Source organism: Chitinophaga sp. CB10 (assembly GCA_001870995.2).
In the GTDB taxonomy this organism is placed as follows: Bacteria; Bacteroidota; Bacteroidia; order Chitinophagales; family Chitinophagaceae; genus Chitinophaga.
In genome coordinates this window covers 102,807-128,419 of the sequence record MLAV02000011.1, presented here as the reverse complement: position 1 = coordinate 128,419, position 25,613 = coordinate 102,807, and the positions used below count along the sequence as shown (strand labels likewise).

Annotated in this window: 23 protein-coding genes; 13 read left to right on the top strand and 10 right to left on the bottom strand. The window is 49.5% G+C overall.

All coding sequences use genetic code 11. The features are described from left to right. Positions 1–156: 156 nt before the first annotated feature. From BOC67_RS16600 to BOC67_RS16590, 3 genes are all read left to right on the top strand, one after another. Positions 157–1,323, top strand: a complete 1,167-nt coding sequence (locus BOC67_RS16600; RefSeq protein ID WP_291911746.1) for a hypothetical protein — start codon at positions 157–159, stop codon at positions 1,321–1,323. 112 nt (positions 1,324–1,435) lie between these two features. Continuing rightward, on the top strand, positions 1,436–2,182 hold the full coding sequence (gene lptC, locus BOC67_RS16595) for an LPS export ABC transporter periplasmic protein LptC (RefSeq protein ID WP_291911745.1): 747 nt from the start codon (positions 1,436–1,438) through the stop codon (positions 2,180–2,182). Positions 2,183–2,431: 249 nt separating this feature from the next. Then, on the top strand, positions 2,432–2,770 hold the full coding sequence (locus BOC67_RS16590; protein WP_291911744.1) for a tRNA-binding protein: 339 nt from the start codon (positions 2,432–2,434) through the stop codon (positions 2,768–2,770). A gap of 633 nt (positions 2,771–3,403) precedes the next feature. Here the strand turns inward: BOC67_RS16590 and BOC67_RS16585 are convergent. Next, positions 3,404–5,536, bottom strand: a complete 2,133-nt coding sequence (locus BOC67_RS16585; protein ID WP_291911743.1) for a S9 family peptidase — start codon at positions 5,534–5,536, stop codon at positions 3,404–3,406. 322 nt (positions 5,537–5,858) lie between these two features. Here BOC67_RS16585 and lysS point away from each other — a divergent pair, with 322 nt between their 5' ends. The 3 genes from lysS to BOC67_RS16570 all read left to right on the top strand — a co-directional run bounded on the left by lysS (position 5,859) and on the right by BOC67_RS16570 (position 9,134). Beyond that, positions 5,859–7,373, top strand: a complete 1,515-nt coding sequence (gene lysS / locus BOC67_RS16580) for a lysine--tRNA ligase (RefSeq protein ID WP_291911742.1) — start codon at positions 5,859–5,861, stop codon at positions 7,371–7,373. A 130-nt stretch (positions 7,374–7,503) separates the two neighbouring features. Continuing rightward, positions 7,504–8,337, top strand: coding sequence for a universal stress protein (locus BOC67_RS16575; RefSeq protein WP_291911741.1), 834 nt, complete (start codon positions 7,504–7,506; stop codon positions 8,335–8,337). A 41-nt stretch (positions 8,338–8,378) separates the two neighbouring features. Beyond that, complete coding sequence (locus BOC67_RS16570; RefSeq protein WP_291911740.1) at positions 8,379–9,134, top strand: DUF4197 domain-containing protein; 756 nt, start codon at positions 8,379–8,381, stop codon at positions 9,132–9,134. Between the two features lie 57 nt (positions 9,135–9,191). Here BOC67_RS16570 and BOC67_RS16565 read toward each other — a convergent pair whose 3' ends face one another. Both BOC67_RS16565 and BOC67_RS16560 read right to left on the bottom strand, forming a co-directional pair. Beyond that, positions 9,192–10,076, bottom strand: coding sequence for a flavin reductase family protein (locus BOC67_RS16565; RefSeq protein WP_291911739.1), 885 nt, complete (start codon positions 10,074–10,076; stop codon positions 9,192–9,194). Positions 10,077–10,079: 3 nt separating this feature from the next. Next, complete coding sequence (locus BOC67_RS16560) at positions 10,080–11,087, bottom strand: fumarylacetoacetate hydrolase family protein (protein WP_291911738.1); 1,008 nt, start codon at positions 11,085–11,087, stop codon at positions 10,080–10,082. A 146-nt stretch (positions 11,088–11,233) separates the two neighbouring features. Here BOC67_RS16560 and BOC67_RS16555 point away from each other — a divergent pair, with 146 nt between their 5' ends. Together BOC67_RS16555 and BOC67_RS16550 are read left to right on the top strand one after the other, a co-directional pair. Continuing rightward, on the top strand, positions 11,234–12,481 hold the full coding sequence (locus BOC67_RS16555; protein WP_291911736.1) for a serine hydrolase: 1,248 nt from the start codon (positions 11,234–11,236) through the stop codon (positions 12,479–12,481). Between the two features lie 125 nt (positions 12,482–12,606). Beyond that, complete coding sequence (locus tag BOC67_RS16550; RefSeq protein WP_291911735.1) at positions 12,607–13,269, top strand: sterol desaturase family protein; 663 nt, start codon at positions 12,607–12,609, stop codon at positions 13,267–13,269. Between the two features lie 137 nt (positions 13,270–13,406). Here BOC67_RS16550 and BOC67_RS16545 read toward each other — a convergent pair whose 3' ends face one another. The 6 genes from BOC67_RS16545 to BOC67_RS16520 all read right to left on the bottom strand — a co-directional run bounded on the left by BOC67_RS16545 (position 13,407) and on the right by BOC67_RS16520 (position 18,338). Continuing rightward, on the bottom strand, positions 13,407–13,745 hold the full coding sequence (locus BOC67_RS16545; RefSeq protein WP_291911734.1) for a hypothetical protein: 339 nt from the start codon (positions 13,743–13,745) through the stop codon (positions 13,407–13,409). Between the two features lie 2 nt (positions 13,746–13,747). Beyond that, complete coding sequence (locus tag BOC67_RS16540; RefSeq protein WP_291911733.1) at positions 13,748–14,692, bottom strand: DUF6263 family protein; 945 nt, start codon at positions 14,690–14,692, stop codon at positions 13,748–13,750. Positions 14,693–14,704: 12 nt separating this feature from the next. Further along, positions 14,705–15,535, bottom strand: a complete 831-nt coding sequence (locus BOC67_RS16535; protein ID WP_291911732.1) for a TIGR02757 family protein — start codon at positions 15,533–15,535, stop codon at positions 14,705–14,707. An 81-nt stretch (positions 15,536–15,616) separates the two neighbouring features. After that, positions 15,617–16,756 (bottom strand): cystathionine gamma-synthase, encoded by a 1,140-nt coding sequence (locus BOC67_RS16530; protein ID WP_291911731.1) that lies wholly within the window; start codon positions 16,754–16,756, stop codon positions 15,617–15,619. A gap of 285 nt (positions 16,757–17,041) precedes the next feature. Continuing rightward, positions 17,042–17,650 carry a DUF2911 domain-containing protein gene (locus BOC67_RS16525; protein ID WP_291911730.1) on the bottom strand — a complete coding sequence of 203 codons (609 nt, stop codon included), beginning with the start codon at positions 17,648–17,650 and terminating at the stop codon, positions 17,042–17,044. Between the two features lie 91 nt (positions 17,651–17,741). Further along, the gene (locus BOC67_RS16520; RefSeq protein WP_291911729.1) at positions 17,742–18,338 is read right to left on the bottom strand and encodes an ACP phosphodiesterase; all 597 of its coding nucleotides are present in this window, start codon (positions 18,336–18,338) and stop codon (positions 17,742–17,744) included. A gap of 199 nt (positions 18,339–18,537) precedes the next feature. Between BOC67_RS16520 and BOC67_RS16515 the strand changes: the two genes are divergently transcribed. Next, on the top strand, positions 18,538–18,990 hold the full coding sequence (locus tag BOC67_RS16515; protein WP_291911728.1) for a hypothetical protein: 453 nt from the start codon (positions 18,538–18,540) through the stop codon (positions 18,988–18,990). 97 nt (positions 18,991–19,087) lie between these two features. Continuing rightward, positions 19,088–20,062 carry a deoxyhypusine synthase family protein gene (locus BOC67_RS16510; RefSeq protein WP_291911727.1) on the top strand — a complete coding sequence of 325 codons (975 nt, stop codon included), beginning with the start codon at positions 19,088–19,090 and terminating at the stop codon, positions 20,060–20,062. Between the two features lie 74 nt (positions 20,063–20,136). Here BOC67_RS16510 and hemW read toward each other — a convergent pair whose 3' ends face one another. After that, positions 20,137–21,261, bottom strand: coding sequence for a radical SAM family heme chaperone HemW (hemW, locus tag BOC67_RS16505; RefSeq protein WP_291911726.1), 1,125 nt, complete (start codon positions 21,259–21,261; stop codon positions 20,137–20,139). Positions 21,262–21,455: 194 nt separating this feature from the next. On the opposite strand from hemW, the gene BOC67_RS16500 reads away from it, so the two are divergent. The 3 genes from BOC67_RS16500 (at position 21,456) to BOC67_RS16490 (ending at position 25,580) form a co-directional block, all read left to right on the top strand. Then, positions 21,456–22,454: a DUF4271 domain-containing protein gene (locus tag BOC67_RS16500; RefSeq protein WP_291911725.1), complete on the top strand. Its 999-nt coding sequence runs from the start codon at positions 21,456–21,458 to the stop codon at positions 22,452–22,454. Positions 22,455–22,490: 36 nt separating this feature from the next. Then, positions 22,491–23,285, top strand: a complete 795-nt coding sequence (locus BOC67_RS16495; RefSeq protein ID WP_291911724.1) for a uroporphyrinogen-III synthase — start codon at positions 22,491–22,493, stop codon at positions 23,283–23,285. Positions 23,286–23,534: 249 nt separating this feature from the next. Continuing rightward, positions 23,535–25,580: a thioredoxin domain-containing protein gene (locus BOC67_RS16490; RefSeq protein WP_291911723.1), complete on the top strand. Its 2,046-nt coding sequence runs from the start codon at positions 23,535–23,537 to the stop codon at positions 25,578–25,580. Positions 25,581–25,613: the final 33 nt, after the last annotated feature.

The window sequence follows — 25,613 nt, the reverse complement described above, 5'->3', positions numbered from 1 at the left end:
GTTTAAAAACAATTCTGTAACTCAATGCATCGGACAAAAGCCAGCATTCTTTGTTTTTTAGGGGCAGTTTTACTGCTTGCAATTAATGCCACAGCACAGGATAATTCACCATACTCCCGTTACGGACTGGGTGATCTGAACAATAACCAGAATATTGTGAATCGCGGTATGGGTGGCGTTTCTCAGGCATATAACGATCCAACGTCTGTGAACTTCATCAACCCCGCCAGTTATTCCAATTTACTGTTAACGTCTTTAGATATTGCCGTTGAAGGCGGCGCCCGCAACATCAATGATGGCAAGGGTAGCTTCAGCAGCGGTTTTGGAACCCTGTCCTATCTGCAGCTGGGTATTCCCCTCCGGAAAAAATGGGGTATGAACCTGGGTTTGCGCCCGGTTACAAGGGTATCATACAATATCCAGGAGCCGGTTACCGGCAACTTCTTTGATACGGTGCGCCTGCCGCTGATCAACCGTTACGAAGGCAGTGGCGGTTTGTACCAGGTATATGGCGGTACGGGCGTGGGTATCGGCAACTTCTCCATCGGGGTAAACATCGGTTATCTCTTCGGTAGCCTGGAAAATAATACTACTATTATCTACCCGGGAAATACCATTTTCGCTTCCCGCCGTTCCAACCGCATCAGCTACAACAGCTTCTTCTACAAAGCGGGGGTACAGTATAAGGCGAAGCTCAATAAAGATATGGAGCTCCTCCTGGGCGCTACCGGAAGCCTGAACCAGAACATGAACGCCCGGAGAACGCAGCTGCATGAATCAGTGATCTACGACGCTTCTACGAACGATTTCACCAACCAGGATACCGTATTATACGCAAAAGGCGCCAAAGGCACCGTGGTGTACCCTACCGAGTACGGTGGCGGTTTACTGCTGCGTAAGCTGGATAAATGGCAGATTGGAGCGGATTTCACGGCTACCAGCTGGGAAAATAACTACAAAGTTTATGGCAACCCGGACGCTGAAACCCAGAATAGCTGGAAGATGTCCGTCGGCGGTCAGTTTGTGCCCAACCTGACGGCGCTCAGCGGTTACTGGAACCGCGTGGCTTACCGCCTCGGCGCTTACTACGGTAAGGACTATATTTACCTGAACCAGAAGGACATGCCTTTATTCGGCGCTACCATTGGCGCGGGCCTGCCGGTACGCCGCCTGCCTTACAGCAACCAGTACAGCATGCTGAACCTGGCGCTGGAAGTAGCGCACCGCGGCAATTCCGAAACAGCGCTGAAAGAAACCGTTTATCGCTTCTCTATTGGCTTTACGCTGAGCGACAGGTGGTTTATCAAACGTAAATACGACTAACAGGGCAGCCTGTTTAGCTACATAACTTAATAGTAATGCAGTGTATGGTTGGGGAGGTAAATTCTTTTTATCTTCGCCTCGCATTCACTGCATTTCTTTTTTTAACAGGTCCATGATTAAAAGGATTTCATATTGTTTATTGATAGCGGCGCTGCTCAGCAGTTGTGAAAACGATATTGACGCCGTGATGGCGTTTGATGCGAAGAAGGCCGCTGTGGAAAACGGAACGGATATCGTAACGATCTTCAGCCAGGGAGGCCGGGTGAGCGCCAAGCTGACGGCCCCGGTGATGGAAAGGAGCCTGGAAAGGCCCAGCTATGTTGAGTTCAAGCAAGGGCTGAAAGTGCTGATGTACGACTCCCTGCTCAACCTCACCAGTACGCTGACGGCCAAACATGGCAAGTATATGGAGGAAGAAGGGTTCGTGTACCTGCGGGACAGCGTGGAGCTGATCACTGTAAAAGGAGAAAAGCTGGAAAGCAATGAGCTGAATTACGATCCTCACCGCAAGATATTCTATTCTACCAAGGAAGTGTTCATTACCACCCCTACTTCCCAGCTGCATGGCTGGGGGCTGGAAGCCAATGAAGATTTTTCCGTGAAAAAGATCCTGAGCGTAAGCGGGCCGATTACCTTGGAAGACAGTACCGCCATGTCCGAAGATTCGACTGTGAACGCAGTGCCTTCGGCGGTTACTCCGGCTACTCCGCCACCGCCTGCGAATGCGACAGTGGCGCCGGCGTCCGCTGTGCCGACGGGCGTACAGGCCGGTGGCAATGCCCCGGTGGCGCCGCCTGCGCCTACCCGCCCGCCTGCGGCGATACTGAAGGTGCAGAAGGATACGACTTTGCATAAATAGCAGGGCGGGCAGTTCCCGGCGCCTCCCTATCACGATATTACCACAACGAAAGAACCCCACCTCTGCAGGTGGGGTTCTTTCGCTTTAACCTATTTTTTAACCTAAAATTTGATTCCCAGAGGTCCAATAATTATGCCAGACTGATGCTTTAAACCCGGAAATATCAAGGGTTTTTGCACTAGATATCTTTAATATTTGAGCTTGACATTTTGTAGAATCATCATTATATTTATTACATAACTCAACAGTATGGAATTAATTACCTGGCAGGATTTTGAAAAAGTAGAAATGAGAGTGGGAACAGTAGTAGAAGTGAATGATTTCCCGGAGGCCCGTAACCCCTCCTACCAATTGCTTATTGATTTTGGACCCGAAATAGGAATGCGTAAATCCTCCGCCCAGATTACCGTCCTGTATAAGAAAGAAGACCTCGTTGGAAAACAGATCGTTGCGGTCGTAAACTTCCCAAAAAAGCAGATTGCTAAGTTCATGTCCGAATGCCTGGTGCTTGGCGCGGTAGGCCCGGATAAAACTGTAACGCTTTTACAGCCCGGGCTCCCGGTGGAAAACGGACTGCGCATAGCGTAAAAAAATAATACGAACTAATCTAGTGGCCATTTTAACTTGATACTTAGTCGACTATATATATGTATTGTCGTTAATTATTTATTTATAATAATATCACGATTTTTTTAATATAACTAGATATTTACCATTATCCCCTCTTCACGAACAAAACCACGACGTTCACGGAAATGAAAGCACAGGAGCAAATGAACGATATATCTTTGTTCTAGGTTTTTCATAGGATATGGTTAAAATTATTACAAGGGCGGTAGTCTTACCACCCTTTTTTCTTTCTCTCCCTGAGAAAAAACCTGTCCATTTTATCCCTATACCGACAATACCTGTGGATGTTGCCCCACAATTATTACATATGAAAAGTTATAAAGTGATTTTACTACTCATACGTTAACCCCGATTTTCTACGCGTTCACCGGTTAAAATATATCATTCACAAAAAAGGACTTTTACCATCCGGTAAAAACGGCCATCTTTGGTATAGGTTTTTCAATAAAGATATGGTTAAAATTTTTCGGGGCTGTAGTCTTGCAGCCCCGTTTCTTTTTAGATTAGATCATCCCTATATTATTATATACGCAAAAAACCCGGCCTGCTGGCCGGGTTTTCGTGTTTTATAGCGTTTCCAGGTGCTGGCGCTTACTTGGTGAAAGCAGCCGGGAATGGCTTGTCCAGCAGGTTATTATAGATAAACCGGTAAGATTCGCTGTTGGAATGCACATTCTTCGGAGGGCCCCATCCGTGACGTTCGCCCGGATACAGCATAAACTCAAAATGCTTGTTCAGGTTCTCCATTTTATCAATCAGCTGGATGCAGTTCTGCATGTGCACGTTGTCGTCCATAGTGCCATGGGTAATACGAAGCAGGCCATGGTATTTTTCCACGTAAGGCATCACAGCTGTCTTTTTATAACCCTCGGGGTTTTCTGCCGGCGTGTCCATATAGCGTTCGGTATAATGGCTGTCATACAGCTGCCAGTCGGTTACGGCAAAGTTGCCCATACCGTAGTTGAAGACGTCCGCACCGTAGGTCAGCGCCATGCAGGTCATATATCCGCCGAAGCTGCCGCCGGTGATGCATACCTTATTGGTATCCGCCCAGGGCTGGGAGCGTAACCAGCGGGTAGCGTCCATATAATCTTCGATTTCATGGATACCCAGGTTGCGGTGGATGTAATTCATCCCTGCTTTACCCAGCTGCCCGCTGCTGCGGTTGTCGATAGCCACCTGGATAACGCCTTCCTGCGCCCACCACTGGGTTACCGGGGTTTGCTTCCAGGTATCGTACACCGTACCCGCGTTAGGGCCGCCGTAAATGCTGATCAGGATAGGATAGCGCTTGCCCGGCTCCATATGCACCGGCATGGAGATGGTCATAGGCAGCTCCAGTCCGTCGCGGGTTTTGTAATATTTCAGCTCCGTTTTGGCCACATTGTACTTATCGAAGTCAGGCCCTTTGCTGTCGCCCAGCTGGCGGATCACCTTTCCGTTATTATCTATCAGGGCCATTTTAGCAGGGGTAGATAAGTTGCTGTAGGTGGTGATGAAATATTTACCTCCCGGCGCCATGCTCACTATGTTGTGGTAATTACCACTGGTGAGGCGGGTCAGCGCGCCGGTTTTCATGCTTACTTTATACAGATCAAAACGGGTAGACGCTTCTTTGCGGCCTATGAAATACACCATTTCGTTCTTTTGATCTATTTCCAGTACCTCTTTCACAGTCCAGTTGCCGGAAGTCAGCTGCTTTTTCAGGCTGCCGTCCATGTTGTGCAGGTACAGGTGGGACCAGCCGGTCTTATCGCTCTGCAGCAGGAAGCCCTTGTTGTTGTCCAGGAAAGGCACGGCGTCAAACCAGTCGATCCAGGTTTTTTGCTTTTCATCGTAGATCTCTTTCTTGGCGCCGCTCTGCGGGTTAATACTGTAGATCTTCAGGTTGTCCTGCCCGCGGGGCATCCATTGCACCCAGAGGCTTTTACTGTCCGCCGTCCAGAAAGGCGTACCGAAATACTGGTCATCCTGCTCATTAAAATCGGCCCAAACAGTTGCGCCGCCGGTTACCGGCACCACGCCCAGTTTTACGGCCGGGTTAGGATCGCCGGCTTTTGGATAACGGGTATTTTCCAGGTAGCCATGTTGCCCCTTTTCGCTGTAGATCGGGAATACAGGCACCCTGGTATCGTCGAAGCGCATGTACGCAATGTTGCGGCTGTCAGGGCTCCACCAGAAAGCGCGGTATTTCGTTGGGCGGCCGAGGATTTCCTCATAATACACCCAGGATGCCCAACCGTTGTAGATGACATCCGTCCCATCATTGGTGTACCTGGTTTCTTTCCTGGTGGCTATTTCCACACTGTACAGGTCATTGTTCCGGGTAAATGCCACATACCTGCCATCGGGGGAAAGCGTCGGATTCTTTTCCTGCTCTTTATCGTTGGTAAGTTGAATGGTTTTACCATCGTTGCCGGTATAGAAGATGTCGTTGTTGCGAACCTCCACCTGCGGGCCGCCTACCGGCGCCGTATATACGGTAGCGTTACCGGTGCGGGCATCAATGCTGTACGCCTGCCCCTGGCGGATCTCGATGTAATGCTCTCCATCGGCCCAGCCCTTCACCGCCGGTAATGGCACCGTGATGTTGCTGGCTTTGCCTTTAAAAGCCTGCTCAAAGCTGATGTCCTGCTTGTTTTGTGCTTTCAGCTGGGGAACGGCCAGCAGGCATAAGGCTGCGCCGGTAATACAGGTTGGTTTCAACCGCTGTACAATTCTCATAAAGTGATAATATGTCTTTAGCTGTTAGATAGTGTTGGTGGGCGAAAATACGGATTCATGCACATAAGAGAGGTATAAAATTCCATGAGCGGAGGGCTGTATCGCCTATTATTAAAGAATATCCCCCGCCTACCCGCTCAAACGCCCCGGATGCAAAGTATTTCCACAAATCGCAGTGCCCGCCCTTAATTTTATTCCGGTTTTCATAGGATATGGTCAAAAAGTAAGGGGCTGTAGTCTTACAGCCCTTTCCTATGCATATAAATCAGTTTCCTTGTTCCTTCTGCATTATTCAGTTAAATTTGCACTCCAATTAAATCACATGACACAATTATCTGAGCAAGAGATTATCCGCCGGGAAAAATTACAGGAACTGCAGAAACTGGGCATTGAGCCTTATCCTGCCGCTGAATACCCGGTTAATGATACTTCCGTAAACATCAAAACGAACTATTCGGAAGAAACGAAGGAGCAATTCCAGGATGTATGCCTGGCAGGTCGTATTATGAGTGTTCGTGATATGGGTAAGGCCGCATTCGTAGAATTACAGGATGCCGCAGGCCGTATCCAGCTCTATATCCGACGCGACGACATCTGCCCCGGCGAAGACAAGACCATGTACGACGTGGTTTTTAAGAAGTTGGCAGATATCGGCGATTTAATTGGAGTGAAGGGATACGCATTTGTTACCAAAACCGGTGCAACTTCCGTACATGCCCGCGAATTCACCATGCTGGCAAAAGCTTTGCGCCCGTTACCGATCGTAAAGGAAAAAGAAGGCGAAACTTTCGACGCCGTTATTGATCCTGAATTTAAATACCGTCAGCGCTATGTGGACCTGATCATCAATCCGCAGGTAAAGGATGTATTCGTGAAACGCACGAAGATCATGCAAACCATCCGCGACTTCTATAACAACCTCGGCTACTTGGAAGTAGAAACGCCTATCCTCCAGCCTATCCCGGGTGGCGCTGCCGCACGTCCGTTCGTGACGCATCATAACGCGCTGGATATGCCGCTGTACCTCCGCATCGCGAATGAGCTGTACCTCAAACGCCTCATCGTAGGCGGTTTTGAAGGGGTGTACGAATTTGCGAAAGACTTCCGCAACGAGGGTATGGACCGTACCCACAACCCGGAATTCACCGTAATGGAAATGTACGCGGCCTACAAAGACTACGAATGGATGATGACCACCACCGAAACCCTGCTGGAAAAAGTGGCCATTGCCCTCCACGGTACCACCAAGGTACAGGTTGGCGATAAGGAAATCGACTTCAAAGCGCCATTCCGTCGTGTAACCATGTACGATGCCATTAAGGAACATACCGGCTTCGATATCTCAGACATGAACGAAGAGCAGCTGCGGGAAGTGTGCAAAGAACTGGGTATCCATGTGGATCCTAAAATCGGTAAAGGCAAACTGATCGACGAGATCTTCGGCGAAAAATGCGAAGGCCATTATATCCAGCCTACCTTCATCACTGATTACCCGGTTGAAATGAGTCCGCTCACCAAAAAACACCGCAGCAAAGCCGGACTGGTAGAGCGCTTTGAGCTGATGGTAAACGGTAAGGAAATTGCCAACGCCTATAGTGAGCTCAACGACCCTATCGATCAGCGCGAGCGCTTCGAAGAGCAGGTGCAGCTGATGGAACGCGGCGATGACGAAGCCATGTACATCGACTACGACTTCCTCCGCGCACTGGAATACGGTATGCCGCCAACCTCCGGTATCGGCATTGGTATCGACAGGCTGACCATGCTGATGACCAATCAGCCATCCATCCAGGATGTACTGTTCTTCCCGCAGATGAAGCAGGAAAAAATGGACTAAAAAAGAAATAACACTAAATAACATTTGTAAAAGGCTGACCGGCATTAACTGGTCAGCTTTTTGCATTACAGGAACGGAACATTTTAGCGCTTACTTCGTTAAGTAAATGTGATCCTTAAACTTACCCGACATGAAAACGATCCTCGTTCCTACCGATTTCTCAGACATTGCCTATAATGCAGCTACCTACGCTGTAGACCTCGCCCGCTCCGTTGGCGCCGAAAGGGTGATCTTCTATCATGCCTACGAGCTGATAGTGCCCATCCCCGACGTACCCACCGCCGTGCCTATGGTCAATGCGGACGAGCTGCGGGAGGCAAGCCTGGAAGGACTCGAAAAGATGAGGAAAGAGTTACAGCCACTGGCTTCGGATAAAGTAACCCTGCTGACCCGCGCGGATAACACGCTCCTGGCAGCCACCATCAACGATGTGTGCCAACAGGAAGAGGCTGATCTGATTATCATGGGTATTACAGGAGGTAGCAAACTCGAGGAAATACTGGTAGGCTCCAATACCGTTGATGTCGTAAAACACACCACCACCCCGGTGATGGTCATTCCCGGCCACGCGAAGTTCAAACCGATCGAAAAGATCGTTTTCGCCTGCGACCTCCGCCAGGTAGTGGACACCACGCCCATGGACCTGCTGCATAAACTGCTGAACCTCTTCCATGCGGAAATCCATGTGATCAATATCGACCATCGCAGCAGGCACTTTACCACTGACACGCCGTTTGAAACGCTGATGCTGGATACCCTCCTGGAAGGCTATAACCCGGTGTATCACTTCATCGATAATCCGAATGTAGTGGAAGGCATTGTTTCATTTGCAGAGAGCAATAATGCGGACCTGATACTGACCATACCCAAAAAGCATGGCCTGTTCGAGAGCATTTTCAAGAGAAGCAGCACCAGCAGGCTGGCTTTCAAAACTCATATCCCATTGCTCACAATCCACGAATAAATTTATACTTTTGATTTATTATAGGTAATCATCATAATACTATGCTTAAACGATCACTGTTAGTACTGCTGGGTGTATTTTCCCTTCAGGCCAGCCAGGCGCAGATTTTGGATAAACTCAAAAAACTGGGCCAGTCAAAAACTACCACCACCAGTTCTACTTCCTCCAGCACCACCTCTTTGTCCAGCATCACCCAGGGCGATGCTGCCACCGCTATTAAAGAAGCGCTTTCAAAAGGTGTGACTGCCGGTATCCAGAAGCTGAATAAAACTGACGGTTTCTTTGGCAATGAAATCTATAAAATGCTGCTGCCGGAAGATGCAGTGAAGATTGGCAACACCCTGCGCCAGCTGGGCATGGGCAGCCTGGTAGACAAGGCTATCCTGCAGATCAACCGCTCCGCTGAAAAAGCGGTGGGTTACGCAGCGCCTATCTTCGTGGACGCCATCAAGCAAATGACGCTGACGGATGCGTTGAACCTCGTAAAAGGCGGCAATACTTCCGCTACTGATTATTTCAAAAGCAAAACAACCGATAAGCTGAAAGCTGCTTTTGCGCCGGTGGTAAAAAGCAGCCTGGATAGCACGCTCGCTACAAAATATTACGGGGACCTGGTAAACAGCTATAACAAGCTGCCAACTACCTTTAATAAAATCAATCCGGACCTGCAGGATTATGTAACCACAAAAGCCGTAGCAGCCCTTTTTGATCAGATAGGTAAGGAGGAACAGAACATCCGGGCTAACCCTGTCGCGCGGACTACTGATATCCTGAAGAAAGTATTCGGAGCGAAATAGTAATCGCTCTATAAAAATCCAAAATCCCCGCCGGTATTACCAGCGGGGATTTTTACGTTAAATATTGCCGGAAAGCAGCACCTGCCAGGCTTCCTGCACTTTATTCTGCGCCAGTAGCTGCTGCGCATAGCGATGCAGCTCTTTTTCCATTTCGTCAGGGGTGATGCTGTAATATTGTACAATTTGCTTCAGGTGGTCATCCTCGAAAGCGGGATTTATTACCGGCATCTCATTAACATTGGCCAGCTGGCCCAGGTTATTGCCGCTAAGTATATGACTTTGGCGGATGGACAACGGTAACGCATCTACGCCGATGCCCAGTTTGGTATTGGGCTTGGCCACTTCAAACACGGCATCGCCGGAAGCACGGCAGTAGTAGTCGCCTCCCATGCGGGCCACCAGGTCTATTTTATGCGGGTCGATTTTACCCTGCGCGTCCAGGATATCTTCGTTGATATGCATGAATACCGGCTCGCAGATAACCAGGTTACCGGCGCCTCCCTCCTGCCCCGTAGCTATAACCTCTTTCACCACGCACTCAAACTGCACTGGGCTTTCCTTCACCCGGAAAGGCTTTACCTTTTCTGATGGAAGGGCGGTAAACCCTGCCTTCTCAAATTCGTTTACCCCTGCGGGATATTCGCAGCTGGCCAGGCTGGTTTGCTGTACCATGGCGTAATTCACCACGTTGATCACCACTTCCCCGGTGGCCTGTATGTTTTCCAGTGTATGCTTCACCGTATTATCCCTCACCCGGCGGGAGGGGGAAAATATCAGCGTAGCCGGGTTACTCCCGAATACGTTGAAAAAGCTGAACGGCGATAAATTAGGTACCCCGTTTTTATCCACCGTACTGGCAAAGCAGATAGGCCTGGGCGAGATGGCGCCCAGCAGGTAGGCATGCAGTTCGCTGGTTTTGATGGACTTCGGATCGATCTGCATGGTTTATGGTTTTTTCTTTAAAGCGAGGATGGAGAAATCGCTGTCTTCTTTGACGATGGTATTTTTCAATACGCCCAGCCCGGTGATTTCCATTTCCACCACGTCTCCGGGTTGCAGCCATTGCTCCTGGTAGCCAGGGTCATTGAGCTTGCCGGTACCGTTCAGCTCCAGGAAGCAGCCGGTACCCACGGTGCCGCTGCCAATCACATCGCCCGGGAGAATGTTGGCGCCATATGCGCAACGCTCCAGGATTTCGGCAAAGGTCCAGTCCATATCCCCCATATTGCCTTCGCTTACCTGGATACCGTTTACCTTACAAGTCATTTTCAGGTTATAATTTTTGCCCGTGTGGCCAGGCTTTGCCGGTACCAGGTACGACTCCAGTTCATCCGGCGTTACCAGCATGGGGCCTATCACAGTGCTGAAATCTTTTCCTTTTGCGGGGCCGAGGTTCAGCTTCATTTCTTCCATTTGCAGCGTGCGCGCGCTCATGTCGTTCATGATCATGAAGCCGCCGATGTAATCGTCCGCTTCCGCTGCGGTAATATTGCGTCCGGCCTTACATACCACGATGGCCGCTTCCAGCTCAAAATCAAGTTTCTCGAAGTGGTCCGGCATACAGGCCACTTCCCCGGGGCCCTGGATGGCATTGTGGTTGGTGAAATAGAAGATGGGGTATTCATCAAACTCCGGGATCATCTCCACTTTGCGGTTCCTTCTGGCGGCAGCCACGTGCTGGCGGAATGCGTAGCCGTCGCGGCAGGAGGTAGGAAACGGCACCGGCGCCAGTATCTGTACTGACTCCACGGGGATGCCGTTTGCAGGCCTGTTGCCGGCTTTCAGCCTGGCGTCAGCATGTTTCGCTATATCAATCACATCTTCCCAGGCCATCAGAAACATCTGCATGTTATTAGGTAGTTCGGGGTGAAGGTCTTGCGTATTATACAATAAGCCGTCTACCAAAATGGCAAGTTGGTCGGTTTCTTCTCTTAAGTAGGTAACGAGTTTCATGATTTTGTGTAAGTGCTGGTTGTATGATTTATGATGGTCAAATATAAGAAATGTGAGGTTGGGGCTTCAGCCGCCGGAATATTTTTTATAATTTCAAGGTAGGGGAAATTTTCCCGCAGCACGTCTTTATTCAGAACCAACTCTATATGCGCTATAAATTGTTGATGATACTCCATTGCTTACCATTGTTTCTCCTGGCCCAGGAGCGGACAGACAGTTTGCTGGAACAGTTGTTGACAAAAAAGGCCAGCCCCTTCCTGCAAAGGATCCTGCAACAGCCGGATTCATTTCGTTACCAGCTGATTTATACAGAGATAAACAGGGATCAGTGGAACGTACCGCATTTTAAGAACTATTACTTCCATGTCAGCGCCGGCAAATACCATAATCCTGCCAGTACGGTCAAACTGCCGGTAGCCGTGCTGGCGTTGGAAAAGCTGCAATCGCTCCGCAGCAAAGGCGTGGACAGGAACACTACCATGCTGACGGATAGCACCCGCAGCGGGCAGATAAATGTGCATGTAGACACCACTGCGGCCAGCGGCCTGCCTTCTATCGGTCATTATGTGAAAGAAATATTCCTGATCAGCGACAATGACGCCTATAACCGGCTATACGAATTCGTAGGCCAGCAACGGATTAATGAAAGGCTGCAACAGATGGGATATAAAAACACCCGCATCGTTCGCCGGTTCATGCCCTCCACGGAAGAAGAAAACCGCTGCTCCCCCGCTATCCGGTTCGTGAATAAGGACAGCGTGCTGCTGTACACGCAGGCGCCTGCCTGCAGCGATATGCAGTTCGACTACAGCAAACGTATTACTATCGGGAACGGCTACTTCGATAAAGACGATAAACTGGTGCCGGAACCGATGGATTTTACCCGGCATAATATATTCGCACTGGAAGATTTACAGCAGGTTTTACAATCCGTGCTTTTCCCGGCCGCTGTACCTGCTGCCCGGAGGTTCCACCTCGACAGCAGCGATTATCGTTTTCTCTACCAATATATGTCCGAATACCCCTCGGAGTGTACCGATCCCCGCTACGATACTGCCGAGTACTACAATAGTTTTACGAAGTTTTTCTTTTTTAAAGCAGGCCGCCAAAACATACCGGGGTATATACGTGTATTCAATAAGGCAGGTTGGTCATATGGATTTTTAACCGACGCAGCTTATATCGTCGATTTCAAAAATAACGTGGAATTTATGCTTACGGGAAGTATTTATGTTAATAGCGATGGAGTTTTGAATGATAATAAATATGAATATGATGAAGTGGGGTACCCGTTCTTCAAAGAGACGGGTGAGATAATTTATGAATATGAATTGGGGAGAAAACGTGCATACACTCCTGATTTGAATCCGTACAGAATAAATTATTCTCAGTAAATTTGCACCGCATTTTTAAACATCCTTTTCGGAGGGTAGTGAGGGGCAATTTCCCAAATTGATTCAATACAAAGATTAGATAGGTTTTATTCATTTCCCGTAATCCACTTAAAAACTGGGGAGTCATGAAGTTTGAAAAGATCAAGAACAAAGGACAGGCAAGATTATTTGAGAGCCAATACCTCGAGATGCTCACGAAAACGCATCCGCTGGTTATCTGGGGTATGTATTTGCCTATCATCGGCTACATGTTGTATTATAGCCACGACACGCTGGGGTTCAAAGTAGGTACGGTTGCGATGGTATTCTTCGGGGCTATGTTTTTCTGGTCCTTCTTCGAATATATCATGCACCGCTTTATTTTCCACTTTGCGAGCGATAATCCCAAAGTGCAGCGGTTTATTTATGTAATGCACGGCAACCACCATGAATATCCGCGCGATAAGCAGCGTTTGTTTATGCCGCCGGTACCCAGCCTGATCCTGGCATCGGCCATTTTCGGCGCGCAATACCTCTTCCTGCGGCAGTGGACGTTCATGTTTTTCCCGGGATTTCTGTTGGGATACCTGATCTACGGCAGCATGCACTACGCTATTCATGCATGGAACCCTCCGTTCAAATTCATGAAGCCACTCTGGCGTAATCACCACCTGCACCACTATAAGAGCGAGGACAAAGGCTTTGGCGTAAGCTCCTCTGTATGGGATGTAGTGTTTGGAACCTTCTTTGACCTGGATAAGGAAAAAGAAGACAAGGAAAAAGTAAAGGAACTGATGTTCAATAAGTAATTGACATCTCCATAAAATCAAAAAAGCCGGGTAATCGCAGGATTATCCGGCTTTTTTGATGTAGGGTGGTACTGAAGCCAGCCGAAAATAGGAAGTGCTATTGCTTTGTCAGTCTGGCAGGATATGAGCCCCGTAACTCACCACTTCTCCTCCTCATCCTCCGGCGGTTGCTGCCGGAAAGCGGCCCTGGTTTCAATTTTCTGCAACTGCCGCTCTATAATGAGCGCAGCAATGGCCAGGTAAGGTGTTGTCTGCACTGCGGCAGCTTCCTGGATAATCGCCTCGACTTTCTTTTCCGATACATCAATCCGGTACAGGAGGTATATAAACTGCTGGAAGTCGCTGCTGATAATAGCCTGGAGCCTATCAGCCAGCAACTGCTGCAATTCCCCGTAACTCACGGCGCCGGGTACACGCAGTTCAAAAGTCCGGGAGGCCCATTCGGCCGTCTCCTGCAAATGTATCGGCTGTGCCATGGCTATTTCATTTGTTTGATCTTGTAGCTCGCGTTGGTAATGATCTTTACGGGAACGAGAATCTCTTTTTTAATACCTTTTGCCTTATTCACCTTGTATTTATAAGCCCCGTTCAACTCGGTGTTCTGCACGCAAATGCTGGGCAGCCCGGAGCTGCGGTTGATCAGGTAGTTGGATTGGGTGCTGCCGTTGATCTCAGCGGTCGCCTTGATATCGTCGTCCAGGGTCAGCAACTGTACCTTATCCGTTCTTATTTTGGAGGTTCCGCTGATCTTCGCAGTTTGGGAATCCCAGGTTTGCAGGCTCCAATACAGGTCGATGGAGCCGACGAGGCCACCCCGCATCGGCACGCTCTCCTCCCACTGGGTACCGGTTTTAATGCCATGAGCCGGATACATCACCAGCAGCTGTTCCAGCCAGCTCCTGAAAGCTTCGCTGCCAAACTGGTCTTTCATCAGCTTTTTATAGGCTGCCTGTTCGTCCTTCTTCAGCTTGTCGAACGCCACGGCCGCATTATCCAGCAGTTCATCCAACCCTTCGATCTTGTTGATCACGCCAAAGGCGTTGATCTCCACGGTAAAAGGCTTTTTCAGGATCTGCTTCAGCCCTTCCTGGAAAGGCTCTTCGGAAGCGGGGCCCTTAGCGTCTACGGCAATATTGGTGTTCTTGGCGTTAAAGTTGAACTTCAGGTCTTTATAGTAAAAACTGAGAACGGCTTTGCCTGGGTTTACCTCCGTTACATCAATGACGATGATATTGTTGTAATCCCGGGTGGTGCGTTGCTGCGCTTCGTTCACAGTCATATAGGTTTCGTTGCGGCTCTTCTGTTCCAGTTCAAACTGCTGCCCCTTCTCGAACTGGTAATGTAAGTCGGCGTATTCCTGTGCCTGCACCTGGAATGCGGCTACCATCATCGTAAGCGTAATGCCCAGTAATCTTTTCATCATTGGTATATTTTATCAAACGTATTTTTCAATCACTCCCAGTCCAAACAGGGCGAAATCGTATTTCGCAGGGTCTTCCGGGTCCAGTTTCTTCAGCGCCTGCGTCAGCTCCACGGCTGTTTTCCAGTCGGCCTTGGGCGCCTGGATGATGCCCAGCCGGGTGGCTACCCTGCTCACATGTACATCCATCGGGCAAACAAGTTGAGCCGGCGAGATGTGGTTCCACAATCCAAAATCCACGCCATTTTCATCCTTGCGCACCATCCAGCGAAGGTACATATTCAATCGCTTACAGGCGCTGTTGCGCGCCGGCGTGGAGATGTGTTTTCCGGTGCGTTCCGGATGCTCCATGGAAAAAAATACCTTGCGGAAGCCGATCAGGCCTTTTTCCACGTTTTCGTCCTCGGGGGACATATGCCCGCTGAACGCGAATTCCAGCGAGGTCACGTTAGAGTAATAATGTTGGAGGAATTCAACGAAATACAGCAGGTCCAGGCCGTTGAAGGTCCGGTGGCGGAACGACATCAGTTTCATTCTTTCCCTTGGCTTATGGTGCCTGATAAAGTCGTACGGCGCATTGTCCATCATTTGCATCAGTTCCCTGCACTTATTGATGATGGTAGTACGGTTGCCCCAGGCCAGGATGGCGGCAAAGAGGCCGGAGATTTCAATATCCTGAAGCTTGCTGAAGCTGTGCGGTATGGTGATAGGATCGTTGGTAATAAAGTCCGGATGGTCGTACTGTTCGGCTTTGGCGTTCAGAAAATCCCGGAGCTGCTGCATCTTCATAATGTTCTGTAAATGTATCAACAGCCCGGCTGCATACATGCCGGTACGTATAGCCATGCACGTATGCAGCTGGTAAACTGGCTGAGGATATGGTTATCAATCAGGTGTCGGTAAAGATAGCTCTAAACGCCTAACTTTTTAACCCAGCGCCTGCTGCAGGTCCGCAATCAGGTCGTCCGCATCCTCAATGCCCACGCTGAGGCGGATCAGGCTGTCGGCCAGGCCGTTTTTAATCCGCTCTTCCCTTGGGATGGACGCATGGGTCATCGTAGCCGGGTGGCCAATGAGGGACTCCACTCCGCCGAGGGATTCCGCCAGGCTAAACAGGTGCGTGCCGCTCAGCACTTTATTGGCTGCTTCCACATTGTCGTCCTTCAGGGTAAAGGAAATCATGCCGCCAAAACCGCGCATCTGCGCTTTGGCGATATCGTGGTTCACATGGTCCGGGAAGCCGGCCCAGTACACCTTGTCCACTTTCTTATGGTTGCGGAGGTAATTGGCGATCACTGCACCGTTTTCGCAGTGGCGTTGCATGCGTACGTGCAGGGTCTTGATCCCGCGGAGTACGAGGAAGCAATCCTGCGGGCCCGGTACTGCGCCGCAGCTGTTCTGGATGAAGTACAGCTGTTTGGCCAGGGCTTCGTTCTTCACGATGACGGCGCCGTGCACCACGTCGCTATGGCCGCCCAGGTATTTGGTTGCCGAGTGTACTACGATGTCCGCGCCGAGGTCCAGCGGGTTTTGGAGGTAGGGAGAGGCAAAGGTATTATCCACCGCCAGTATGACCTCACTTTTGCGTGCCACCTGCGCAGCTGCCTGTATATCAATAATGTTGAGTAGCGGGTTGGTAGGCGTTTCGATCCATATCATCTTGGTTTGCGGGGTGATATGGGCTTCTATGTTACGGGCGTCCTGCATGGGTATGAAAGTGAACTTCAGGCCATAGCGCTCGAACATTTTAGTAAAAATGCGATAGGTGCCGCCGTATAAGTCGTTGGTAGCGAGTACTTCATCCCCCGGGTTCAGGAGCTTCAGCACCGCGTCCGTAGCAGCCAGGCCGCTGCCGAAGCAAATGCCGTGCGTGCCGTTCTCGATGGCCGCCAGCGCGTTCTGCAAAGCGTCGCGCGTTGGGTTTTGCGTGCGTGCGTATTCGTAGCCCTTGTGTTGCCCCGGGGCTGCCTGTACAAAGGTGGAGGTCTGGAAAATAGGGGTCATAATGGCCCCGGTCGACGGGTCGGGAGCTACACCTGCGTGTATGAGTTTGGTACCCAGCTTCATGTCTTAAATAATTTATAATGAACAATTCTGGTGGTTACCAAATATACATTCGTTTTAAGAAAGAGTAAGGAACAAAAACGCGGGCGGATGGGGTTATTACTTGTCCGATTTAGCTAATATTAGAATATTATCGTATTATTTTTTACGCTTACGAACAATTTTTTAGCGTTCACGGATTCGAATGGTCAGCAAAAGATAATCGACCTAAATTTGTTCAGGTTTTTCATAGGATATGGTTAAAATTTTTAAGGCGGTATTCCTACCGCCTTTCCTTTTTTAACGTAATTATTTTGATTTCTTTGTCGTCGGCTTCGCCGCATCCGTCCACTTAATCGGCATATTCACACTTACCCTGTCCCAGGCAATAATCAAATTAGCGCCTGCATCCGCTTTCTCAAACACCATCGTAAACGCATCAATCGGCGTATTCAGCGGGAGTACCGGTAAAGTCGTCCTTACCACATCCTTGGCAGGGTCGTACTTAAACGCGCCCCAGATGTCCGTTTCCTTGTTCAGGATAATAGTCCAGTTCTTTTCCGTAGGGATGGCGTACATCGTGTACCGTCCTTTGGGAATGGACTTGCCGCCGATAACTACCGGGCGGTAAAACTCAATCTCAGTGGCCTCGTTGGCGCCTAACCGCCAGATTTTACCATACTCCTCCAGGTTGCCGAAGATCTCGCGGCCCTTGGTCTGAGGGCGGCTGTATATCACCCGGGCTACCAGCGGGCCGGCATTTTCGCCTTTTACTTTTACTACATAAGGGTACATTACAGGGTAATAGGCCATGTCCATCGGGCTCGCATCCAAAGGAGGTAATTTTTTATCCTGTGCTGCTGCATTCAAACAAAACATGCCCATCATAAAGGCAACTACCATTGCTTTTTTCATCATCCGGATTAGAATTTTTTCTTGATATGGAAATTGGGCCCAAACCTACCGCTTTTTGGGCAATCGAAAAAGTAGCGGGCCAGGGCGCTGTGCGTCAGGACTTTGCGTGCCCGCTAATCCCCCTTACATAACCTTCCAGCTCCGGGAAAAACGCTTCATAACAGGCTTTCAGCCCGTCGTAATGCTCCATGAAAGCGGCGTAAATGATGTCTCCGGAGGTCTCCAGGTACTTGGCCCTGCGGGCAATACCCCGCAGGGAACGGCCTATCCCTTCCACATAACGGTAATTGAACAGCCAGTCGTATTGCTTCATGTAACCAAACATATCCAGGAACGCCGGCGGCAGGCCCGCCGCCCGCCCGTCGATCAGTTTATATACCTGCCGGCTGAAGGTGTACAGGCTCTCATCCGTAAACCGGGAGTCATCCGTAGCCAGGAAGTGATCCATCACCAGGTCGGTAAACACGCCGCTGTACAGCCGCGCCGCCGGCCTGAAATAGGCCTTCGCCTCCGTAATGACAGGATGCTGGTCCGTAAAGGCGTCTATGGCCCGGTGAATTAATATCCCCTTTTGCACGGCCTTTTCCTGCAGTGCAAGCTGTTTTCTCCCCTTCACAAAATCGGCAATCAGGTTGCCGGTAATAATATCAGGATCGCCAAAAGAAAGATATGCGTGGGCCAGGTGATTCATATAATTAAGCTGCTGTTGAGTTCAAACAAATGTAATACTCCTTCCCCTATTATCGGCCTGCCCTATTTAACGTTCTTTTAACCTATGCCCATGCAACTTTCCTTTCACTCAGTCTACTTTATAGTATAGAACAAACAAAAACCAATTATTAAAAAAACCGGAAACTAAAATTTTCCAAAAACCTCTAAAAGTTCGTACTATGAAAAAGTTCCTGATTGCAGTCGTTGCAGCCCTGACACTTACCTCCGCAAACATTTATGCGCTGGCATACGAAACCACCGTTAGCTCCAAGGTGAAATCCTCGTTCGACAATGCTTTCGCTCATGTCACCGACGTTAAATGGTTCACAGAAGATAACAAAACCTTCACCGCCAAATTCACGCTCAACAACACCCGCGTAAACGCTTATTTCGACGCTGAGGGCGAGCTGTTGGTAACGTCCCGCTGGATTGAAGCAGAAAGCCTGCCATTGGCCGTTGTGAATAAACTCATGAAGAAATATCCCGGTAACAGTATCCAATCCATCGTGGAGTTCGTATCTGCCGGAGGCACAGTGTATATGATTATGCTCGAAGGCGAAAAAACCTGGATGAAAGTAAAGGCAGATGAGAACGGTAACCTCACCCTCAAAGAGAAACTCCAGAAAGCTTAATACCCCCTTTCATGTCATCACCGGTAAATTTATCTTAACTTTGCTGCCTGTTATGGCTTTATTAGCCAGGCTGTTAATGTATAAATGATTAAATGACATGAACAAGGGACCTGTTTCTCAATTTATCCAGCACCATTACCGCCACTTTAATGCCGCTGCATTGGTGGATGCTGCCAAAGGATATGAAACACACTTACTGGAAGGTGGTAAAATGATGGTGACACTGGCTGGTGCCATGAGTACAGCTGAACTGGGCATTTCCTTCGCAGAAATGATCCGCCAGGGAAAAGTTGATATCATCTCCTGTACCGGTGCAAACCTGGAAGAGGATATCATGAACCTCGTAGCGCATACACACTATAAACGTGTACCAAACTACCGCGATCTCAGCCCTCAGGAAGAATGGGAACTGCTGGAACAAGGTTTCAACCGCGTAACAGATACCTGCATTCCGGAAGAAGAAGCTTTCCGCCGCATTCAAAAGCATATCTACAAAATCTGGAAAGATGCTGAAGAAGCCGGTGAGCGCTATTTCCCGCACGAATTCATGTACAAGCTGCTGCTGAGCGGTGTCATGAAAGAACACTACGAGATCGATCCTAAAAACAGCTGGATGCTCGCTGCCGCTGAAAAAAATATTCCTATCATCGTACCAGGATGGGAAGACAGCACCATGGGTAACATCTTTGCTTCTTACTGCATTAAAGGAGACCTTAAAACTTCTACCATGAAGTCAGGTATCGAATACATGATCTTCCTGTCTGAATGGTATCGCCAAAACTCCGGCGGTAAAGGCGTTGGCTTCTTCCAGATCGGTGGCGGTATCGCCGGCGATTTCCCGATCTGCGTAGTGCCTATGATGTACCAGGACCTGGAATGGACCGATGTTCCTTTCTGGAGCTACTTCTGCCAGATTTCTGACTCTACCACTTCTTACGGTTCCTACTCCGGCGCTGTTCCTAACGAAAAGATCACCTGGGGTAAACTGGATATCCACACGCCTAAGTTTATCGTAGAATCAGATGCTACTATCGTAGCGCCGCTGATGTTTGCGTATATCCTTGGCTGGTAGTCAGTGACAGATATTAAAGCGAAAAAGTCGTAACGCATGGGCGTCACGACTTTTTTATTTTTTAGGGAGAAAGATTAAATGAAGAGGTCGGACGCGATTCCGTCCGCGAACAATCGCCCGGCAGGAGTAAGCCGTAGGAACGTGTCCACTTGTTCCATCCACCCCTTCCCGATAAACGCCTGGCTGTGAGCCCGCAGTTGATGAGCCAGGTCCGCTCCGAAACGCTCCTCCACCCATCCCATATCGCAGCCTGCGCTGGTGCGCAGGGAGGTCATGATGTATTCGTTGAACTGCATTTCCGCAGTGAGGGTTTCTATCTCAAAAGGCACTTCCCCCTTTTCAATGCTTTTGATGTACAATGCATTATTGGCGATATTCCATTGCCGGGAATGCCCGTTGAAGCTATGTGCGGACGGGCCCAAACCCAGGTATGGCAAGCCTTTCCAGTAACTGCTGTTATGGCGGCTGTGCCAGCCCGGCAGCGCGAAATTGGAAATCTCGTAGTGTTCATAGCCGGCTGCCTCCACCCACTGCATCAGCATTTCAAAATGCCTGGCCGCCTTTTCAGGGTCTACTGCTTCCATTTTCTTTTTACGGATAAAGGTATCCAGCGCCGTCCCCGGTTCTACCGTAAGGGCATAGCAGGAAAGATGCGGCACGCCAAGGCGTATGGCCTGCTGTACGTTAAATGCCCACCCCTCGTCCGAAAGGCCGGGACCCCCGTATATCAGGTCAATCGTGATGTTCTGAAAACCCGCCGCCTGCGCATTGGTGATGCAGTCCATCGCCTGTTGACTGTTGTGCGCGCGGTTCATCCACTGCAAATCCGCCTCATGAAAGGATTGCACGCCGATGCTGAGCCGGTTCACGCCGGAGGCTTTCAGCTCCTGCAGCTTTTCCATACTCAGGTCGTCCGGGTTGGCTTCCAGCGTAATCTCCGCGTCCGGGGCAATGGTGAAAAAACGGTGCAGTTGCTGCATAATGGCATCAATATCTGCCTTAGCCAGCAAACTGGGAGTGCCGCCCCCGAAATACACCGTATGTACCGTATCCTTTCCAAGGTAATGCTGCTGCAATCCAATCTCCCGGATGATGGCCGCTACCATGGCATCTTTCTGGGACATGGAGGTGGAGAAGTGGAAGTTACAATAGTAACAGGCCTGCTTGCAGAATGGAATATGTATGTAAATGCCCGACATGAATGCTTTCCTTATCCTTATTGGCGCGGGCCAACTATGGACTATTTTAATATCTTTGCAAACATCAAAATTACGTTTCAATTTTGTTTTGTGAACAGGATGCCGTTATTTGCCATTCTTTCAATTCATTGAAAAATCATTTCCGGGTGCGCAACTGGTTATTGCTACTACTTACTATCTGTTATCTGCCGCTGATGGCCCAACAGGCAGACTCCGCGAAGGCGCCTGCCCCTACGCATACCGCTGCCCGTCAGGCAGCGGATACGGTACGTCCTAAACCCCGGCCGGCAAAGCCCCGGGCAGATTCGGCTGCCAGAGCCGCCGCTGCCAGGAAGGATACCGCGCAACGCGCTGCGGTGGCCGCTGTAAACCCTGCGGATACTGCTAAAAAGGCCGCAGATACCCTGGCGGCAGCGCCCAAACCCAAGCCTGTATCCTACTACGACCTTTACATGCAAAAAATAGCCGGTACCAACATGTTCCTGAAAGCCGGCAAGCCCGTTTACAAGGATGTAAATGTAGTGCGGCCGTTTAAGAACATGGATTGGCTGGTATATGTCGTAGGCGGCGTGCTGCTGCTGATCGCCATTATCCGGTTGTCGTACATGAAATATTTTACGGACCTGTTCCGGGCCTTCCTGAATCCTACGCTGAGCCAGCGCCAGCTGAAGGACCAGCTGTCCCAGTCGCCCTTCCCCAACTTCCTCTTCAATGCGTTTTTCATCATTTCCCTGGGCATGTACCTCTACCTGGTATTGTACCGCAAGCAGGTATTTCCGCAGGCGGAGCCCTGGATGCTGATACCCGGGCTGATAGCGCTGGTGGGGATCGTGTACGGTACCAAATACATAGTGCTGCGGTTTTGCGGCTGGCTGTTCGGCAATGCCGAACTCGCGGATGCCTATATTTTTATTTTGTACCTGATCAACAAGATTCTGGGCGTGCTGTTGGTGCCCTTCGTGGTAATATTAGCCTTTTGCAGTGCGGAAATTGCCCAGACCTTCCTTTATATTTCGATATTTTTCATTATATTACTGGTTATCTATAGGTATATTAGGTCTTATTCATTGGTAAAGCAATACCTGTCCTTCAGTAAATTGCATTTTTTTCTTTACCTTTGCGCATTCGAAGTAGCACCGGTTTTAATACTAACAAAGGTGTTGCTGAATATCTGGTTAACTGGTAATCCCTGATTACCGCCTATTGTTAACACTAGAGCATAAAAAAGTATGATTAAAGGCGGGCCAAAAAAAGATTTGCAAGGTAAACAAGTTCAGTCAATCCTAATTTCTCAACCTAAGCCTGAAACAGAAAAGTCTCCCTATTTTGATCTGGCCAAGAAGTTCAATGTAAAGTTGGATTTTTTACCGTTCATTCGAGTGGAAGGGTTACCTGCTAAGGAGTTCAGGAAGCAGAAGATTGACATCCTGAATTACACGGCAGTAATTTTCACTAGTCGCAATGCTGTGGATCACTTTTTCCGGATCTGCGAGGAAATGAAAATTAAAGTCTCTCAGGATTGTAAGTATTTCTGTATTACCGAAGCAGTAGCGTTGTACCTCCAAAAATTCATCCTCTACCGCAAGCGTAAGGTGTTTTATGGAGCGGATGGCTCTACCAAAGGTGTTCTTGAGGTGATGAACAAGCACAAGGACAATGAGAAATTCCTGTTCCCAAGTGCGGATAGCCAGAAGAAAGACATCGAGGAATGGTTGAAGGCAAACAAATGTGAGTATGCAACTGCCACCCTTTACAGAACGGTTTCCAATGACGTAAAGGAAGCGCTGGCTACGAACAAATACGACATGATCGTTTTCTTCAGTCCCTATGGCGTTAAGTCCCTCTTCGAAAACGTACCGGATTTTGAACAAAACGGTACCCGTATCGGAGCGTTCGGACCTACCACCTCAGCCGCTGTGGAAGAGGCAGGTTTAAGACTGGATGTAAAAGCTCCTGCTCCGCAGGCGCCAAGCATGGTAGCAGCATTGGAACAATACCTTGCCGCAATATCAAGTAAGAAATAAGCGCAAAACGCTTGAAATAACTGACTGGGACAGCCATGGCGCTGTCCCTTTTTTTATGGACTGCGGCGAAGCTGCAGTTCCGTCACACCCCCCGGATGGCGCCCGAGCGCGCAAAGCGGCCCCAGGCAACTTTTTCAGGAAGTTGGACAGAAAAGGAAAAAATAATTTCAATAAATCATGAAAAGATATTTCTTTGTACCACGTTACACGAACTAACTGTCAGATCCAATCTAAATCTAACCGGAATCCATGAATAAGTTGATAGGCGAGTCCAGCCCTTATTTGCTGCAACATGCACACAACCCTGTCGATTGGTATCCATGGGGCGAAGAGGCGCTCGAAAGGGCCGTGAAGGAGGATAAACCCATCCTGGTAAGCATTGGATATGCTGCCTGTCACTGGTGCCATGTGATGGAGCGCGAGAGTTTCGAAGATCCCGAAACAGCGCGTATCATGAATGAGCATTTCATCAACATCAAGATTGACCGTGAAGAGCGGCCCGATCTCGATCATATATACATGGACGCCGTGCAGGCCATGACCGGCGCCGGCGGATGGCCGCTCAACGTATTCCTCACCCCGGATAAAAAGCCTTTCTACGGAGGCACCTACTATCCGCCGGTAAAGGCGTACAACAGGCCTTCCTGGAAGGATGTACTCTATTCCCTCGCCGATGCCTATGCCCATAAACGGGACGAAATCGAGCAGCAGGCCGATACCCTTACACAACACCTGGAACAGGCCAGCCAGTTTGGCATCCAGGCCGGCCTTAACCTGAAAGTACCGGTGGAAGAGCTGTTTACCAAAGAACAGGCAGATACCATCCGGGAAAATATCCTGCGCCAGGGGGATAAGGTCTGGGGTGGATTCGGCCGCGCGCCCAAGTTCCCGCAAACCTTTAGCATCGCCTATCTCCTGCGGTATCATCATTTTTATAAAGACCCGGAATCCCTGCAGCAGGCGTTACTGTCGCTGGACAAAATGATCCGGGGCGGCATCTATGACCAGCTGGGTGGCGGTTTTGCCCGTTATTCCGTGGATGAGAAGTGGCTGGCCCCGCATTTTGAAAAAATGCTGTACGACAATGCCCTGCTCATCGATGTCCTTTGCGATGCATGGCAGCTTACCAAAAACGACGTATATGCCCAAACGATAAAGCATACACTGGAATTTATAGCCCGGGAGATGACGGCGCCACAGGGAGGCTTTTACTCCGCCCTGGACGCTGATTCCGAAGGCGTGGAAGGGAAATTCTATACCTGGAGCAAAGCGGAAATCCATCATATCCTGGGGGAACAGGCAGGCCCCTTCTGCGAATATTACGACGTAAGCGAACATGGCAACTGGGAAGAAACCAACATCCTCTGGGTACAGCAGCCATTGGAGCAGTTTGCCGCGGAAAAAGGCTACGATCCGGCCGTACTGGGCGCCATGCTCCAAGGCTGCCGGGAAAAGCTGATGGCCATTAGGGCGCAGCGGGTCAGGCCCGGGCTGGACGATAAGGTGCTGCTGGGCTGGAATGCCCTCATGGCGCATGCCTATTGCAGAGCTTACGCCGCGCTGGGCGTGGAGGCCTACCGGGAAGCGGCTATACGGAACATCGAATTTTGTTTGCAGGAATTCCGCATAAAAGAGGGGAGTTATGCGTTCTATCATACCTGGAAGGACGCAAAAGCAAAGTACCCGGCATTCCTGGACGATTATGCTTACCTGATCAGGGCCCTGATCGCACTGTCAGAAGTCACCGGTGACCTGGGTCATCTTTATACCGCCCGCAACCTGGCTAACTTTGTGATAGCGCACTTTTCAGACGAAAGTGGACAATATTTTTATTATACAATAGACGACCAAAAAGACGTTATAGTCAGGAAAAAAGAAGTGTACGACGGCGCTACGCCTAGCGGCAATGCGATAATGGCGCAGAACCTTTGGGCGCTTTCCGTTGTTTTCGGAGATAAAAGTCTGGCAGACAAGGCCATAGGCGCGGTGTCAGGACTGTCACAAACCGCGGTAAGATACCCCACCTCATTTGGCGTTTGGGCGTCTCAGTTATTACAGTTTGTACAGGGCACAGCCGAAATCGCGGTAGTCGGGAAAGACTACCAGGCCAGGTTATCCGAAGCGGGTAAATGGTTCATCCCCTACCGGGTTTTATTGGGAGCGGAAAAAAATAAGGAGGATATGCCGTTGCTGACGGACCGCCTCCGGGAAAATGAAACCCTGGTGTACTTATGTAAAGATTACCATTGCATTAAGCCCGTTTTTTATATAAGCGAAATTATTAATTTAATATAATTATTATGTAACTTGCACCCTGTAAGGGATGCG

What these genes read in the sequence shown, in the direction of transcription:
- BOC67_RS16560 (WP_291911738.1), bottom strand. Translation starts at nt 11,087, where the DNA reads ATGAAACTCGTTACCTACTTAAGAGAAGAAACCGACCAACTTGCCATT.
- lysS (WP_291911742.1), top strand. Translation starts at nt 5,859, where the DNA reads ATGACACAATTATCTGAGCAAGAGATTATCCGCCGGGAAAAATTACAG.
- BOC67_RS16585 (WP_291911743.1), bottom strand. Translation starts at nt 5,536, where the DNA reads ATGAGAATTGTACAGCGGTTGAAACCAACCTGTATTACCGGCGCAGCC.
- BOC67_RS16590 (WP_291911744.1), top strand. Translation starts at nt 2,432, where the DNA reads ATGGAATTAATTACCTGGCAGGATTTTGAAAAAGTAGAAATGAGAGTG.
- BOC67_RS16495 (WP_291911724.1), top strand. Translation starts at nt 22,491, where the DNA reads ATGATTAAAGGCGGGCCAAAAAAAGATTTGCAAGGTAAACAAGTTCAG.
- BOC67_RS16545 (WP_291911734.1), bottom strand. Translation starts at nt 13,745, where the DNA reads ATGGCACAGCCGATACATTTGCAGGAGACGGCCGAATGGGCCTCCCGG.
- BOC67_RS16520 (WP_291911729.1), bottom strand. Translation starts at nt 18,338, where the DNA reads ATGAATCACCTGGCCCACGCATATCTTTCTTTTGGCGATCCTGATATT.
- BOC67_RS16550 (WP_291911735.1), top strand. Translation starts at nt 12,607, where the DNA reads ATGAAGTTTGAAAAGATCAAGAACAAAGGACAGGCAAGATTATTTGAG.
- lptC (WP_291911745.1), top strand. Translation starts at nt 1,436, where the DNA reads ATGATTAAAAGGATTTCATATTGTTTATTGATAGCGGCGCTGCTCAGC.
- BOC67_RS16575 (WP_291911741.1), top strand. Translation starts at nt 7,504, where the DNA reads ATGAAAACGATCCTCGTTCCTACCGATTTCTCAGACATTGCCTATAAT.
- BOC67_RS16500 (WP_291911725.1), top strand. Translation starts at nt 21,456, where the DNA reads ATGGCCCAACAGGCAGACTCCGCGAAGGCGCCTGCCCCTACGCATACC.
- BOC67_RS16490 (WP_291911723.1), top strand. Translation starts at nt 23,535, where the DNA reads ATGAATAAGTTGATAGGCGAGTCCAGCCCTTATTTGCTGCAACATGCA.
- BOC67_RS16515 (WP_291911728.1), top strand. Translation starts at nt 18,538, where the DNA reads ATGAAAAAGTTCCTGATTGCAGTCGTTGCAGCCCTGACACTTACCTCC.
- BOC67_RS16530 (WP_291911731.1), bottom strand. Translation starts at nt 16,756, where the DNA reads ATGAAGCTGGGTACCAAACTCATACACGCAGGTGTAGCTCCCGACCCG.
- hemW (WP_291911726.1), bottom strand. Translation starts at nt 21,261, where the DNA reads ATGTCGGGCATTTACATACATATTCCATTCTGCAAGCAGGCCTGTTAC.
- BOC67_RS16540 (WP_291911733.1), bottom strand. Translation starts at nt 14,692, where the DNA reads ATGATGAAAAGATTACTGGGCATTACGCTTACGATGATGGTAGCCGCA.
- BOC67_RS16570 (WP_291911740.1), top strand. Translation starts at nt 8,379, where the DNA reads ATGCTTAAACGATCACTGTTAGTACTGCTGGGTGTATTTTCCCTTCAG.
- BOC67_RS16535 (WP_291911732.1), bottom strand. Translation starts at nt 15,535, where the DNA reads ATGGCTATACGTACCGGCATGTATGCAGCCGGGCTGTTGATACATTTA.
- BOC67_RS16525 (WP_291911730.1), bottom strand. Translation starts at nt 17,650, where the DNA reads ATGATGAAAAAAGCAATGGTAGTTGCCTTTATGATGGGCATGTTTTGT.
- BOC67_RS16510 (WP_291911727.1), top strand. Translation starts at nt 19,088, where the DNA reads ATGAACAAGGGACCTGTTTCTCAATTTATCCAGCACCATTACCGCCAC.
- BOC67_RS16565 (WP_291911739.1), bottom strand. Translation starts at nt 10,076, where the DNA reads ATGCAGATCGATCCGAAGTCCATCAAAACCAGCGAACTGCATGCCTAC.
- BOC67_RS16555 (WP_291911736.1), top strand. Translation starts at nt 11,234, where the DNA reads ATGCGCTATAAATTGTTGATGATACTCCATTGCTTACCATTGTTTCTC.